Source organism: Clostridium sp. Ade.TY, from assembly GCF_000498355.1.
Classification (GTDB): Bacteria; Bacillota; Clostridia; order Clostridiales; family Clostridiaceae; genus Clostridium.
Genome location: NZ_AVSV01000028.1, coordinates 38,023 through 52,530 on the forward strand (window position 1 = coordinate 38,023; position 14,508 = coordinate 52,530).

16 protein-coding genes are annotated in these 14,508 nt (G+C 28.6%); all 16 read right to left on the minus strand.

Annotated elements, in window-relative coordinates:
- Positions 1 to 18 precede the first annotated feature (18 nt).
- The gene (gene ppdK / locus O212_RS0110690; protein WP_024615100.1) at positions 19 to 2,649 is read right to left on the minus strand and encodes a pyruvate, phosphate dikinase; all 2,631 of its coding nucleotides are present in this window, start codon (positions 2,647 to 2,649) and stop codon (positions 19 to 21) included.
- 73 nt (positions 2,650 to 2,722) lie between these two features.
- On the minus strand, positions 2,723 to 3,355 hold the full coding sequence (locus O212_RS0110695; protein ID WP_024615101.1) for a helix-turn-helix transcriptional regulator: 633 nt from the start codon (positions 3,353 to 3,355) through the stop codon (positions 2,723 to 2,725).
- Positions 3,356 to 3,548: 193 nt separating this feature from the next.
- Complete coding sequence (locus O212_RS0110700) at positions 3,549 to 4,145, minus strand: DUF4342 domain-containing protein (RefSeq protein WP_024615102.1); 597 nt, start codon at positions 4,143 to 4,145, stop codon at positions 3,549 to 3,551.
- A 6-nt stretch (positions 4,146 to 4,151) separates the two neighbouring features.
- A complete protein-coding gene (gene recO / locus O212_RS0110705) occupies positions 4,152 to 4,892 on the minus strand; it encodes a DNA repair protein RecO (protein ID WP_024615103.1) in 741 nt (246 codons plus the stop codon).
- 21 nt (positions 4,893 to 4,913) lie between these two features.
- On the minus strand, positions 4,914 to 5,804 hold the full coding sequence (gene era / locus O212_RS0110710) for a GTPase Era (protein ID WP_024615104.1): 891 nt from the start codon (positions 5,802 to 5,804) through the stop codon (positions 4,914 to 4,916).
- A gap of 11 nt (positions 5,805 to 5,815) precedes the next feature.
- Positions 5,816 to 6,214 carry a cytidine deaminase gene (locus O212_RS0110715; RefSeq protein WP_024615105.1) on the minus strand — a complete coding sequence of 133 codons (399 nt, stop codon included), beginning with the start codon at positions 6,212 to 6,214 and terminating at the stop codon, positions 5,816 to 5,818.
- Between the two features lie 96 nt (positions 6,215 to 6,310).
- Positions 6,311 to 7,012 carry a diacylglycerol kinase gene (locus O212_RS0110720; protein ID WP_024615106.1) on the minus strand — a complete coding sequence of 234 codons (702 nt, stop codon included), beginning with the start codon at positions 7,010 to 7,012 and terminating at the stop codon, positions 6,311 to 6,313.
- Positions 7,013 to 7,029: 17 nt separating this feature from the next.
- Positions 7,030 to 7,530 (minus strand): rRNA maturation RNase YbeY, encoded by a 501-nt coding sequence (gene ybeY, locus O212_RS0110725; RefSeq protein ID WP_024615107.1) that lies wholly within the window; start codon positions 7,528 to 7,530, stop codon positions 7,030 to 7,032.
- Positions 7,531 to 7,608: 78 nt separating this feature from the next.
- Positions 7,609 to 9,612: an HDIG domain-containing metalloprotein gene (locus O212_RS0110730; RefSeq protein ID WP_242829572.1), complete on the minus strand. Its 2,004-nt coding sequence runs from the start codon at positions 9,610 to 9,612 to the stop codon at positions 7,609 to 7,611.
- A gap of 129 nt (positions 9,613 to 9,741) precedes the next feature.
- Positions 9,742 to 10,860 (minus strand): sporulation protein YqfD, encoded by a 1,119-nt coding sequence (gene yqfD / locus O212_RS0110735; RefSeq protein WP_029699318.1) that lies wholly within the window; start codon positions 10,858 to 10,860, stop codon positions 9,742 to 9,744.
- Entirely contained in the window at positions 10,857 to 11,144 is a 288-nt protein-coding gene (gene yqfC, locus O212_RS0110740; RefSeq protein WP_024615109.1) for a sporulation protein YqfC, read from the minus strand. Before yqfC ends, yqfD begins: the two co-directional genes overlap by 4 nt.
- Before the next feature lie 154 nt (positions 11,145 to 11,298).
- On the minus strand, positions 11,299 to 11,751 hold the full coding sequence (locus O212_RS0110745) for a GatB/YqeY domain-containing protein (protein ID WP_024615110.1): 453 nt from the start codon (positions 11,749 to 11,751) through the stop codon (positions 11,299 to 11,301).
- Between the two features lie 22 nt (positions 11,752 to 11,773).
- Positions 11,774 to 11,950 carry a 30S ribosomal protein S21 gene (gene rpsU, locus O212_RS0110750; RefSeq protein ID WP_008429643.1) on the minus strand — a complete coding sequence of 59 codons (177 nt, stop codon included), beginning with the start codon at positions 11,948 to 11,950 and terminating at the stop codon, positions 11,774 to 11,776.
- Between the two features lie 117 nt (positions 11,951 to 12,067).
- Positions 12,068 to 12,412: a histidine triad nucleotide-binding protein gene (locus O212_RS0110755; RefSeq protein ID WP_024615111.1), complete on the minus strand. Its 345-nt coding sequence runs from the start codon at positions 12,410 to 12,412 to the stop codon at positions 12,068 to 12,070.
- 33 nt (positions 12,413 to 12,445) lie between these two features.
- Positions 12,446 to 13,753 (minus strand): tRNA (N(6)-L-threonylcarbamoyladenosine(37)-C(2))-methylthiotransferase MtaB, encoded by a 1,308-nt coding sequence (mtaB, locus tag O212_RS0110760; protein WP_024615112.1) that lies wholly within the window; start codon positions 13,751 to 13,753, stop codon positions 12,446 to 12,448.
- Positions 13,753 to 14,502, minus strand: coding sequence for a 16S rRNA (uracil(1498)-N(3))-methyltransferase (locus tag O212_RS0110765; protein WP_024615113.1), 750 nt, complete (start codon positions 14,500 to 14,502; stop codon positions 13,753 to 13,755). The genes mtaB and O212_RS0110765 overlap by 1 nt, the downstream gene beginning before the upstream one ends.
- Between the last annotated feature and the right edge of the window lie 6 nt (positions 14,503 to 14,508).

A 14,508-nucleotide genomic window follows, 5' to 3' on the forward strand; every position in this document is an offset into this window, starting at 1 on the left:
CTAGGATTTTTATTAAGATTATTTTCTTTTATTTTTAACTTGTGCTTGAGCTGCTGCAAGTCTTGCAAGCGGAACTCTAAATGGTGAACAAGATACATAATCTAATCCTATATTATGGAAGAATTCAACTGATGAAGGATCTCCACCATGTTCTCCACATATACCAAGTTTTATATCTTTTCTTGTTTCTCTACCTTTTTCTACTGCCATTTTAACCAGCTTACCAACTCCATCTTGGTCAAGTTTTGCAAAAGGATCTTGTTCATAAATTCCTTTTTCATAGTATGAACCTAAGAACTTAGCAGCATCATCTCTTGAGAATCCAAAAGTCATTTGAGTTAAGTCATTTGTACCAAATGAGAAGAACTCAGCTTCTTTTGCAATATCATCAGCAGTAATGCAAGCCCTTGGAATTTCTATCATAGTTCCAACTTTATATTCTATTTTAGTTCCCTTTTCATCCATCACTAATTCTGCAGTATTAACAACTATATCTTTAACATATTTTAACTCTTTAAGTTCTCCAATTAATGGAATCATAATTTCTGGAACTACATTATACCCTCTCTCAACATTAACAGCTATTGCAGCCTCAATAATTGCCCTTGTTTGCATTTCTGCAATTTCAGGATAAGTTACTGCAAGACGACATCCTCTATGTCCCATCATTGGATTAAATTCATGCTTACTATCTACAGCATTTTTAATTTCTACTACATCAACATCTAGCTCTTTAGCTAATACTTCCATATCCTCATCAGTATGAGGTAAGAATTCATGTAGAGGTGGATCTAGAAGTCTTATTGTAGCTGGCATTCCTTTAAGTGCTTCATAAATTCCTATAAAATCTGCTCTTTGCATTGGAAGTATTTTATTAAGTGCTTTTCTTCTATCTTCCTCTGTCTTAGCTATTATCATTTCTCTAACTGCTAATATTCTATCTTCAGCAAAGAACATATGCTCTGTTCTACAAAGTCCTATACCTTCTGCCCCAAACTCTACAGCTTGTTTAGCATCTCTTGGAGTATCAGCATTAGTTCTAACCTTTAATGCTCTTATTTCATCAACCCACTCCATAAATGTTTTAAAATGTCCTGTAATTTCTGGAGTTACTGTTTTTATTTTTTCTCCATATACATTTCCAGTAGTTCCATCTATTGAAATGTAATCATTATCAGTATAAACTTTACCGTTAACTTCTAAAGTTTTATTTTCTTCATTTACTTTTAACTCTCCACATCCTGCAACACAACAAGTTCCCATTCCTCTAGCTACAACAGCTGCATGTGAAGTCATACCACCTCTAACTGTAAGTATTCCTTGTGCTGCTATCATACCTTCTATATCTTCTGGTGATGTTTCAAGTCTAACTAAGACTACTTGCTCTCCATTTGCAGCTCTTTCTTTAGCTTCCTCTGCAGTAAATGATATTTTACCACATGCAGCTCCTGGTGAAGCAGGTAAACCCTTTGCAATTGGATTTGCTTTCTTTAAATCATTATCATAAAAAGCTGGATGAAGAAGTGTATCTAATTGTTTAGGCTCAACCTTAAGTATTGCCTCTTCTTTTGAAAGCATTCCTTCTTCAACTAAATCAACGGCAATTTTAAGTGCAGATTGTGCTGTTCTCTTACCATTTCTAGTTTGAAGGAAGTATAGTTTACCTTCTTCAATAGTTATTTCCATATCTTGCATATCTTTATAATGCTTTTCTAATACATTAACAATTTCAACAAACTCTTTATATATTGCTGGATTTTGTTCTTCTAATTTTTTTATAGGAAGAGGTGTTCTTATTCCTGCAACAACATCTTCACCTTGAGCATTCATTAAGTATTCTCCATATATTTCATTTTCTCCATTAGCTGGATTTCTTGAGAATACAACCCCTGTTCCTGAAGTTTCTCCCTTATTACCAAATACCATTTCTTGAACGTTTACTGCTGTACCCCATTCACCTGGTATGTCATTTAATCTTCTATATACTATAGCTCTTGGATTATTCCATGATCTAAATACAGCTGTTACTGATTCTATTAATTGTGTTTTTGGATCTTGAGGAAATTCTTCTCCCTTTTCTTTTAAATATATTGCTTTATACATTGAAACAAGCTCTTTTAAATCATCAGCAGTTAAGTCTGTATCAAATTCAACTCCATTACGCTCTTTCATTTCATCAATTTTATTTTCAAATAATCTTTTTTCAATTCCCATAACAACATCTGAGAACATTTGAATAAATCTTCTATATGAATCATAAGCAAACCTTGGATTATTTGTAGCCTTTGCAATTGCCTCAACAGAAATATCATTAAGTCCAAGATTCAATATAGTATCCATCATACCAGGCATTGAAACTCTAGCCCCTGATCTTACTGAAACAAGAAGTGGATTTTCAGTACTTCCAAATTCCTTTCCAGTAATATTTTCTAATTCTCTCATACACTTCTCTATTTCTTCTATTATTGAAGATGAAATTACTTTGCCATCTTCATAATATTTGTTACAAGCCTCTGTTGTAACTGTAAATCCTTGTGGCACCGGCACTCCAAGGGTTGACATTTCCGCTAGGTTGGCACCCTTTCCACCTAGCAAATTTTTCATTGATGCGTTTCCTTCCTTAAAAAGATAAACGTACTTTTTCTCCATCTCAATACTCCTCCGTTCAATACTAATGTTATCTATACTATCGGTAATATTTACCGCAGTTAGCTTAATTTAATTATTTATTATTTCCTAATTTAACAAATAACTTTGTAACGTTAGTCTTTGACACTTTACCCACTATTTTGTATTGTTCTCTCTCTTCTACCATAATTTTTTCAACAATTGGAATACTATCAATTTCATGTTCTATTATTTTTTTTGCTATATCATAAGCTGGATCATCAACTGTACCACATACTATATTGGGCATTCTAGTCATTATTACACCTACAGGTACTTTGTGTATATCAGTCCCTCCTATTGCAATTTTAAGAAAATCTTTTCTTGAAACTGCACCAGTTAAAACTCCTGCATTTTCAACAAATAAAGTTCCAACATCATTCAAAAACAAGTATACGATTGCATCGTAAACCGTTGTACTTTCATTTACTATTGAAGGTTTTGACATAATATCTTTAACTTTTATTTCGTTTATATATTCATTTACTAAACTGCTTTTTGGTTTATTTGAGTATACATATCCAACCTTAGGTCTTGCATCTAATGTTCCTATCATTGTTAAAATTGCAAGGTCTGCCCTTAAAGCAGCTCTTGTAACCCCTAATTTTTCTGCTAAAGCTTCGCTAGTTACAGGCTGTCCCTCTTTTACTAGTTTAATTATCTCTTCTTGTCTTTCTGACAATTTCAAAATCGATCCCTCTTTCCAAATACAAGGAATATTGAACAAATTGTTAAATTTTTGAAATTATAATCTAATTATACCATGTAATTCCAATTTGACTATACTATTTTTTCAAAAATTTGTAATAAATCCATAAAATATTCCTTGTTTATTGATTTTATCTTAAAATTTAATCTGTTTTTCTTATAATTTCTTTTGTTTATTCTTTATCGTCAAATTTTACTGTATATGTATATACAGTATCATCTCCTGTATAAACATTAGTTTTATTTTTTTTATTTTTTACATTATTAAACTTATCCTTAACCATTTCAGTAAAATCTAATGCTTTACCTTTAACTTCTTTGGCAGCATTTTCAACATATTTATTTACTACTTCAACACTACCATCACATTTTGTTATTTCAATAGTTAATTTTGTTATAGCAGCTGCAATTACTCCAAATGCTAATATTGGTGGAATTATAACAGCTATAACAGTTGCTGCTATTCCAGCATTTACAGGAACATCAACTATTACAGAATCATCTTTTTTAACTCTTATTCTGCTTACATTTCCCTTTTCTATAATATCTTTTAACCATGCCTTAAGTTCATCTATACTTACTGATTTTTTTTCATCTTCTTTCTTGTTTGAATTTTCTTCAGCAAATGGAACTACAACATTACTTTCTATATATATTAAAGCTTCTAAAACATCTCCATCATTAAGTTCTAGAGCTTTTTTTGCAGCTTCATAAGTAACTCCTGTTCTTTCTCTTATTTGATCTACTTTTTCTAAAGTAATTTCCTTCATGAATTATCACTCCTTTAAGTAATTTAACATTTCTAAACTCTTAGGTTTTTTTGAATAATTTGATGATATTATAAAGCTTGTAACTCTCTCAATTTCTTTTTTTATATCCTTTGATAAATTAAGTCTAAAAATTTTATCTGCAGTAGTGTTAGATAAAAACTTTAAGGAATTATAACACCCTTTAGAAACATAGAGTCCATGAGTTTTTTCACATTCATCACAAACTCCACCAAAGTTTGAAAGACTTATATAATTAGATACATTAATTTTTTTTCTACAATTAACACAATTATCTAAAATAAGTCCATAACCCGTTGCTTTTAAAAGTTTTAATTCAAATGACCTTATAAGTAACTCATAATCTATAGCATCTGTATCTAAAAGGTATAATGTAGTTATAAATTCTTTATAAAGATATAAGTTTTTCTCTCCTTCTATTAATGCTATATCAATAAGCTCACATAAATAAGAAGAATATGTAAGCTTATCTAAGTTACTCATAAGGCCTTGAAATGAGTTAATTATTTTACCTTCCTGCATGTTAGATAAATTTTTACCTTTAAAAATTGTATAATCTCCATAACAAAGAGGAAGAGTGATTGCAAATAAACTACTTTTACTCTTTTTAGCTCCTCTAGCTACAGCTGTAATCTTACCTAAATTTTCAGTGTAAATCCAAATTAATTTATCATTTTCTTTATAATCAAGAGCTTTAATAATAACACCTCTTGTATTTATTAAAGACAATTAAAATCAACCTCCAAATATTTACTTAAGTTTTTTATATCCAAGTTCCTTAAGCAGTATTTGGTTATCTCTCCATTCTTTTCTGACTTTAACCCATATTTTTATATTAACTTTACTTCTTAAAAATCTTTCTAATTCATATCTTGAAGATTCACCTATTCTCTTTAAACATTGCCCATTTTTTCCTATTATTATTCCTTTATGAGAATCTTTTTCGCATATTAAATCTACTTCTATATGATAAGTTCCATTTTCTTTTTGTTTCATTTGAATTACATCTACTGCAATACCATGTGGAACTTCATCTCTTAATGTTCTTAGAGCCTTTTCTCTTACAATTTCAGCTACAACAAATCTTTCTTGTACATCAGTTATCATATCTTCTGGATAATATTTAGGTCCTTCTGGTAATTCTTCTACCATAAGTTCTAATAATTTATCAACATTTTTACCTTTCATTGCTGATATTGGAATTATTTCTTTAAAATCAAATTCCTTTGAAAAATCTGCTAATGACTTAGCTACAGTTTCTTTACTGAATTCATCAATTTTATTTAAAACTAAAAAAACTGGTGCTTTTTTGTCTCTTAAAGATTCTAATATATATTTATCTCCTCTTCCAATCTCTTCTCCTGGATTAGTTAAAAAAAGAATTAAATCAACATCTTTAGTTGAATCTTTTGCTGAATTAACCATATACTCTCCAAGTTTATGCTTAGGCTTATGAATACCTGGTGTATCAACGAATATCATTTGATAGTCATCTGTTGTTAAAATTGTTTGTATATTATTTCTTGTTGTTTGTGGTTTATTAGAAACTATTGAAAGTTTCTCTCCCATTATATAATTCATTAATGTAGATTTCCCAACATTTGGTCTTCCTACTATTGAAACAAATCCTGATTTAAACATTTTTCCTCCTGTTACTCTAGGTCCTTTCTTGTGAAAGTTCCTGGCATTATCTCATCTAAAGTTTTTTCTATATAATCATTTTCATTTTTTATTATATAAATTTTTATATTTTCATCCTCTGCAAATTCACTTATTACCTGTCTGCAAATTCCACAAGGATAAGTATAGTTATTTGGATCACCTATAAGTGCAAGAGCCTTAAGCACTCTATTTCCTTTTGAAACTCCATTAAATATTGCACTACGCTCTGCACAATTTGTAGCTCCATATGAAGCATTTTCTATATTGCATCCTGTATATATATTTCCGTCTTCAAAAAGAGCTGCTGCTCCTACTTTAAAGTTTGAATATGGACAATATGCTTTCTCTCTCACTTCTATAGCTTCTTTTATTAAGTTTTTATTTACCATATAAAATCCCTCACTTTAAATTGTATAATCTATTTAACCATATGTGCTATATATTATATCACTAATAGTAAAATTTAAAAAGTTATATCTATATGTTTACCCATTAAATATTGTAAATATAAGTAGAGTAATTAATATTCCAAAAATAGCACCAACTAAAACTTCTAAAGTAGAATGTACTTCTGAGTCGACTCTACTTTGTGCTGTAATAAAAGCCATAATAAAACTTAGAACTATACATATTGGTTCTTCTGTTATTAATGATATAGCAGTTGCTATTGAAAATGCCAAAGCACTATGGCCACTTGGCATTCCACCTTTAAGAGGTGTTCCTTCACCAAATACAGCCTTTATAATTACAGTTAATATACATACAACAACTAATACAATAAATATTGTATATGGCTCTGAACTTTTTATTTTATGAAGTAATATAAATGAAAAATTAGATAATTTATCCCAAAAGATAACATAACCAACTACAACAGCATTTATAGCAGTAATTATTACTGCCCCTGCTGCAACATTTTTAGCTATTTTAGCTAATGGATGATAATAATTTGTATTCATATCAACAACAGCTTCTATAGCTGTATTAAAAAGCTCTGCACTTATTACCATAGATATAGTTATAGCTAATATTAGAAATTCAATTTTTGAAACATCAAAAAACAAACAACCTATAAGAACTAATACTGAAACTATCATATGTATTTTCATATTTCTTTGAGTTCTAACTGTATAAATAACCCCATCTATAGCATTATTAAAACTATCTACCATTTTTTTCAGTCTCATAAAACCACCCTTATAATTTACCTAGTAATATTTAATTTTAAAAGTATATCTTCTTCTCTTTTTCTCATTATTTTCTTTTCATCTTCTTCCATATGGTCATAACCTAAAAGATGTAAAACTGAATGAACAACTAAATAACAAGCTTCTCTTTCAAAGGAATGATTATACTCCTTACTTTGTTCTAAAGTTCTCTCTAGTGATAATACTATATCACCTAACACTAATTCTTCTCCATCTAAGAATGTTTCATCAAAATCTTTGTTTAAATAAACTTCTTTAAATACTTTTTTATCATCATAGTTTAACATTGGAAAAGATAAAACATCTGTTGCTCTATCTATACCTCTTGTTTCATTATTTATTTCTCTTATTTCATTATTGTCAACAAATAACATAGATATTTCACAATCAACGTTTACTTCTTCTTCTTTTAAAGCAAAGGTTATTACTTTTTCTAAATTATTTATAAAATCTTCTGTTATATTTATTTTATCCTGTCTATTATCTACATATATCATATTTTTTCTCCCTTTATATTTATTTTTATATTTATATTATAAACTAAATTATGGGGAGTTTAACACTCCCCATAATAATTAATTATTTTTCTCTTTCTTTTCACTTGGATACTCTATTCTTTGATGATATATACCATATAAAGCTTTTAAAAAACATTTTCTAATTTTCTCTAAATCTTTAAGAGTTAAATCACAATTATCTAACTGTCCTGAATAAAGTTTATCCTTTATTATATTATTTACCATTTCCTCGATTTTACCTTTAGTCGGCTCAGAAATCGACCTAACTGCTGCTTCTGTGCTATCTGCTAACATTATTATTCCAGCCTCTTTACTGCTTGGTATAGGACCTGGATATCTAAAATCTTCCTCTTTTACGTCCTCTGGATTTTCAGCACTATTTTTCATCTTATAATAAAAATATTTAACTAAAGTTGTTCCATGATGCTGTTCTATTATATCTTTTATAACATCTGGTATATTATATTCTTTTGCAAGTTCAACACCATCTTTAACATGAGATGTTATTATAAGAGTACTTAAGTTAGCTGTAATTTTATCATGAGGATTTTCTTTTCCAAATTGGTTTTCACCAAAAAAGTAAGGTCTTTTAGTTTTACCAACATCATGAAAATAAGCTCCTACTCTTGCTATAACAGGATTTGCATTAACTTCTTCAGCAGCCATTTCTGCCAAGTTTGCAACTAACATACTATGATGATATGTTCCTGGTGCTTCCATTAAAAGTTTTTTAAGTAATGGATTATTAGGATTTGAAAGTTCTAAAAGCTTAAGTGTCGTTACAACGTCAAAACTTGATTCTAAAAATGGCAATACACCTATTGAAAGTATTGCTGAGAATATAACACCTACAGCTGATAATCCACTAAATATAAGTATTTCTTTAAAGTTATTTGATAATAGTACCCCAGTTGTAAATGTAATTATAGCACTTATTATCACAAGCCATATTGATGAATAAAATATATCATTTCTTTGTTGCATTTTCTTAAAGCTTGTTGCACCTAAAATAGCATTTAATATTCCAAGCATCATTATTTGAGGATTAAAGTTAACTAAAGCCCCTATAATTATAACATTAATACTACATACAATAAGAGATAACTTATAATCAATGAGTAATGCAATAAGTATTGGTGCACATGCTAAAGGAATAGCAAAAGGAGAAATTTCTCCAATAACTCTAGCTAAAATAAAACTAAATATATTTATTATGTTTATAAGTATTATAAGCTTAGTATTTTTGTACACTTTTTTATGATGTTTGTATATATAAAAATACTGAATAAAAAACATTACAACTGTAAATATAGCAAGCATTGAGTAAAGAAGCAAAAAACCACTTCCCCCATTTTGGTCTAAAAGGCCTAAATCTTTAAGTATAGCTATTTGCTCTGCTGTTACAGGTTCACCTTCACTTACTATTGTTTGATTTTTCTTGATTATTACTTTTGGTACACTTTTTTGAACTTCTTTTATTAGTTCTTCTGTTTTTTCTTTATCATAAAAAAAGTTTGGTTTTATTTCTGGTATAACTAATTTTTTAATAACCTTCTGAACTGAAGATTTAGTATCTATTGATTCAATTTGTTTATTTGCAAGATCAATTGCATTATTTAGACTTTCTTCATTTCCATCTTCTATATTATTTTGATAAACTTCATTTATTATTGTATTTACTTCAAATTTTATATCATTAAGTTTTGCTTCTGGAAGCGATAATAATATTTTATAATCATTTTCATTTAAATATTTATTATTAAGGTTAGATAGTTCTTTTAATTTATCATTTTCATTTTCTACTGTTGCATTTAAATTTATAACCTTATTTAAAACGGTATCTATATTTTTTATAGCTTCCGTTTTAACTTCACCTTTAGAAGTATATGGCTTATCTATCTTTTCTGTTGCTTCCTTTATTCGTTCATTAGTCGCTATTTCATTTACTGTATCTCTAGGTGCTTTTATATCCGCTCTAGCTATATCCCCTTCTTTTAAGTCATATTGCTTAGGTGCTATAGCAGTAATAAGTAATACATATGTTATAAGTATTGTAACTATATTTACTAATGTTCTAACATATACCCTTTTAGACTTATTAGCCTTATTTGATAAATTTCTATTAAAAAACAACTTTTCCTTTATACCCAATGTTTATCACCTTCTTATCAATTACATACTACTTAAATTTTACGTTATGTTTTCTTCTACTACAAACTGCGCTGTTATTTGAATTTTTTCATCTGATGTATTTTCAACTTTATGACTTCTTTTAACTATTTTAGCTTCATTACTTAAATCCTTTAACAAAAGGCTTTCTAGCTTTTTTAAAGAGTCTTTTACTACAGTATCTTTATCTAAATGTATTTTTTCTTCTTCCATTTCATAATAAGTAGTTGACCTAATGATTCCAGTATTATCTTCTATTTTATCATAATTTTCAAATGAATTTGTAGCCTTTTTTAAGTAAATTTTCTTTCCCCATAAATTTAAATATAAATCAGTCTCCTTATTTCCTTTTTTGACTAACCTTTCACCATTTATTTGAACTTCTAAACTTCTTTCATAAAACACATTAGCTATAACAGTTCCTTCTGGTTTAACTTCATACTTTTCTTCTAAAAGTCCATCATATGGATATATTAAAATATCACCCTTTTTCACCATATCACCCGGACTTACAGCAGCAGTTCCAAATTGAGTATAAACTCTCTTAACTTCACCATCCTTTTTAGCTAATATTTCTTTATTTTCATTTTCAAGAAAATCTGGTGGATTTACCTTTTCCTCTATTTTCACTTTTAAAGTAGAACCTTCAACCCTAGCCCTAACCCACAATATTTCATCATGTATATCTTCAAGTTTTTTCTCTAAACTATAAACATCAATTTCACTTTTCCCAATACCTTGCTTTATTCCAAATTCATTCAATATTTTTCTTATTTCAAAAGGAGAAACATTTTTTTCTGTATATATATCTATGGCCCATATTCTTGTTGATAAAACAAATAATATTAAAACAAATATTACTCCACCGATAGTAAATGTTAGTTTCTTTTTTAACTTTGATATGTTTATTATTTTCCCTTTTCTATTTATTATTTTTACTTTTCCATTACACCTTTTTACTATTTTCTTTAAATCTCCATAATCATCTCCATATATATCCATATGAAATGTAACAGCATCTATTTTTTTTATTTTATTACTCTTTATACCATTATTCCATAGTCCATTTAATATTTGTTCTGTATTCATACAAACAACTTCAACTGTTATTATAGATATTCTTTTTGTATAATACCTCATAAACTTATACCCTCATATGATATTGATTTGAATTTACCACTTAAAACTATAGTTTCAGATGCTATATATAATATTTCAAAATTTTCGCCTTCAACTTTAACAATTCCTATATTTGTTTTTACTTTTATAAATTCTTTTTCAAATACTTCTATTCCCTTATGATTTTCTATACTTATTTCTTCTTTGCCAACAACAGTTATTTTAGGTAAATTAAGAAGTACATCCTTTGGCAAATCTATTTTTTCTATTAAATTATTCTTTTTTTTATTTATACTTTCTTTCAAAACAAACCCTCCCCCTTAAATTAATACTTCTATCATAGTAATTTATGATTTTTAAATAATTTTAATTACAAAAAAATAGGAGAGTTTAAAAACTCTCCTATCTTTTTAATAATAAATAGCAAAAAGAGCTCTAAAAGAGCTCTTTTGCTATTTATTATTTATTATTTAAATAATTTTTAACTATTTGACTTACAAGCTTGCCATCAGCTTTCCCTACAGTCTTAGGTCTAACTAACGCCATAACTTTTCCCATGTCTTTTATGCTACATGCACCCGCTTCTTCAGCTGATTCTTCTACTATCTTTAAAATTTCGTCTTCGCTTAATTGCTGAGGAAGGTAATCTAGCAAGATCTTGATTTCAGCATTAGCTTCATCTACTAAATCTTGTCTGTTACCTTTTTCAAACTCAAGCACAGCTTCTCTTCTTTGCTTGACTTCTTTAGCTAATATCTCAATTGTTTCGCTTTCCTCTACTTGTTTACCGGTCGTTTTTTCAACTAATAAAATGGCAGATCTAGCGGTACTTAACACATTAGCTTTAAATTTGTCTTTTGCCTTTAAAGCAGTTTTCCAATCTTCTTGAAGTCTTTCTTTAATTCCTGGCATTTTTATACCTTCTTTCAAAATACTACTTGAACTTTCTCTTTCTAGCAGCTTCTGATTTCTTTTTCTTCTTTACGCTTGGTTTTTCGTAATGTTCTCTCTTTCTTACTTCTGAAAGAACTCCAGCTCTAGCGCATTTTCTTTTGAATCTTCTTAATGCACTTTCAAGTGTTTCGTTTTCTCCAACTTTTATTTCTGACATCTATTATCCCTCCCTCCGCTAGCTTAAATTACAAATTCAATCAGCTACGGGCTTAATAACACAAGCTATATTATACATTAGGTTTGTTATTTATGTCAACATTTTACGTAAACATTTTTAACCTGGTGGCCATTTTAATTCCCTGCCGCCTAAAATATGGAAATGCATATGGTCTACAGTTTGCCCACCTAAAACTCCACAATTGTTTACTATTCTATATCCATCCTCAGAAATACCTAGCTCACTTGTTATTTTATTTATAACTTCAAAAATATGTGCTATAATATGAGAATTTTCACTAGATATCATATTAGCACTTTTTATATGCTCTTTTGGTATAACTAAAAAATGAACTGGAGCCTCTGGACTTATATCATAAAATGCATACACAAACTCATCTTCATATATTTTATTTGAAGGAATTTCACCTTTTACTATTTTACAAAAAATACAATCTGTCATAAGTTTCACCCCCTTTACAGAGTAGTTACCTTATTATTTTACCACTTTTCCTTCTGCATAGTCACCCTTTGAATCAAAAAGTTTTACTTTTATTATATTTCCTACATCTTCTTTTGATGCACCTATAACATGAACTTTAACATAATTCCTAGTATATCCTTCAAATACACCTTCTAATCCCTTAACTTCTTGCTCAATTAAAACTCCCATTTCTCTGCCTATTAAGCTATCAGTATAAGATTTTTCATTTATGTTATTAAGTTCTATTAGTCTTTTACTTCTCTCTTCTTTTATATTTCCATCTATTTGATTTTCCATTGTGGCAGCTTTTGTTCCTGTTCTTGGACTAAACTTAAATATATGAGTTTTAGTTAATTTATTTCTCTTTAAAAATTCATAAGTTTCTTCAAATTCTTCATTAGTTTCTCCTGGGAATCCAACAATTACATCAGTTGTTATTGAAGCATCTTTTAAATTTTCTCTTAAAACATTAACTATTCTTTCATATTCTTCAGCAGAATATCTTCTATTCATCCTTTTTAAGGTTTCATTACAACCACTTTGTAGTGATAAATGGAATTGAGGACATAACTTTTTCATATTCTTTATCTTTTCTACAACTTCATCAGTAAAGAATGCTGGCTCTATTGAACCAATTCTAACTCTTTCTATTCCATCTATCTTCTCAATTTCTTCTAATAATGTTACTAAATCTACATTACCGTCTAAATCTAATCCATATGATGCTGTATGTATTCCTGATAAAATTATTTCTTTAAAACCATGTTTTGCAAGCTCTTTTACTTCATTTAATACACTATTAAAATCTTTTGAGCAAACAGCTCCTCTAGTATATGGGATTAAACAATATGCACAAAATCTATTACATCCATCTTGTATTTTTAAGAAAGCTCTAGTTTTATCTCTATAATCCTCTATTTTAAGTTCTTCAAACTTCTTATTTCTAAGTACAGCTCCAACTTTAACTTGAGGTTTTTTCTCATCCCTAGCCTTGTTTACATAGTATACTATGTCTCCTTTATTTCTAGTTCCAAGAACTACATCTACTCCTTCAATACCTGAAACTTCTTTTGGCGCTATTTGTGAGTAACATCCAACAACAGCTATTATAGCCTCAGGATTTAATCTTCTAGCTCTTCCTATAATTTGTCTTGATTTTTTATCACCCATATTAGTAACTGAACATGTATTTACAACATATACATCAGAAACTTCTGAAAAATCTACAACTTCATAACCTTCTCTTATAAATTTTTCTGTCATAGCCTCTGATTCATACATATTTACTCTACATCCTAATGTAGCAAATGCAACTTTCATTAAATATTTCCTCCTAAGTCACCTAATTCATATTGAATCAATGAGGTAGCAACGAAACCTGCCGTTTCTGTTCTAAGGATTCTTTTCCCTAGTGTTATTATATATGCTCCCTCTCTTTTTAAAATTTCTATCTCTTCTTCTTCAAATCCACCTTCTGGACCTACAACAATTCCAACTCTTTTTATAGAATTTTTATCTATTTCATTCATCAAAGACTTTATACCAAAATCTTCTTTGTTTTCATAAGGAACTATAAGTAAATCAAACTCTTTAATTTCTTTTAATAAATCATTGAATTTCATAGGCTCCAAAACATTTGGAATTATACTTCTCTTGCTTTGTTTGCAAGCTTCAAGTGCTATTCTATTTAATCTATCTAACTTTTTAAAATCGCCTTTTAATTTTACATCAACTCTCTCAGTTATTAAAGGAACAAATTTTGTTATTCCAAGTTCTGTTCCCTTTTGCACTATTAAATCCATCTTTTGTGCTTTTGGCATACCTTGAAATAAAACTATTTCAACATTACTTTCATTATTTAGATTTAACTTTTTTACTATATCTAAAGTTACTTCACTTTTTGTAATTTCATTAATTTTTGCTAAATATTCACTTCCAGCACAATCATTTAAAACAACTTCTTCACCTTCTGAAAGTCTTAAAACTTTATATATATGCTTAACATCATCTCCTATTATTTTGGCATAATCTCCAAACACATAGTCTGATGGTGTAAAAAATTTATGCATTAAATA

Coding starts and splice junctions, on each gene's coding strand:
- O212_RS0110745 (WP_024615110.1), bottom strand. CDS start 11,751: ATGCCAGGAATTAAAGAAAGACTTCAAGAAGATTGGAAAACTGCTTTA.
- O212_RS0110715 (WP_024615105.1), bottom strand. CDS start 6,214: ATGGTAAATAAAAACTTAATAAAAGAAGCTATAGAAGTGAGAGAGAAA.
- O212_RS0110700 (WP_024615102.1), bottom strand. CDS start 4,145: ATGAAGGAAATTACTTTAGAAAAAGTAGATCAAATAAGAGAAAGAACA.
- yqfD (WP_029699318.1), bottom strand. CDS start 10,860: ATGAGGTATTATACAAAAAGAATATCTATAATAACAGTTGAAGTTGTT.
- era (WP_024615104.1), bottom strand. CDS start 5,804: ATGTTTAAATCAGGATTTGTTTCAATAGTAGGAAGACCAAATGTTGGG.
- O212_RS0110720 (WP_024615106.1), bottom strand. CDS start 7,012: ATGAGACTGAAAAAAATGGTAGATAGTTTTAATAATGCTATAGATGGG.
- ppdK (WP_024615100.1), bottom strand. CDS start 2,649: ATGGAGAAAAAGTACGTTTATCTTTTTAAGGAAGGAAACGCATCAATG.
- mtaB (WP_024615112.1), bottom strand. CDS start 13,753: ATGAAAGTTGCATTTGCTACATTAGGATGTAGAGTAAATATGTATGAA.
- O212_RS0110765 (WP_024615113.1), bottom strand. CDS start 14,502: ATGCATAAATTTTTTACACCATCAGACTATGTGTTTGGAGATTATGCC.
- O212_RS0110755 (WP_024615111.1), bottom strand. CDS start 12,412: ATGACAGATTGTATTTTTTGTAAAATAGTAAAAGGTGAAATTCCTTCA.
- ybeY (WP_024615107.1), bottom strand. CDS start 7,530: ATGATATATGTAGATAATAGACAGGATAAAATAAATATAACAGAAGAT.
- rpsU (WP_008429643.1), bottom strand. CDS start 11,950: ATGTCAGAAATAAAAGTTGGAGAAAACGAAACACTTGAAAGTGCATTA.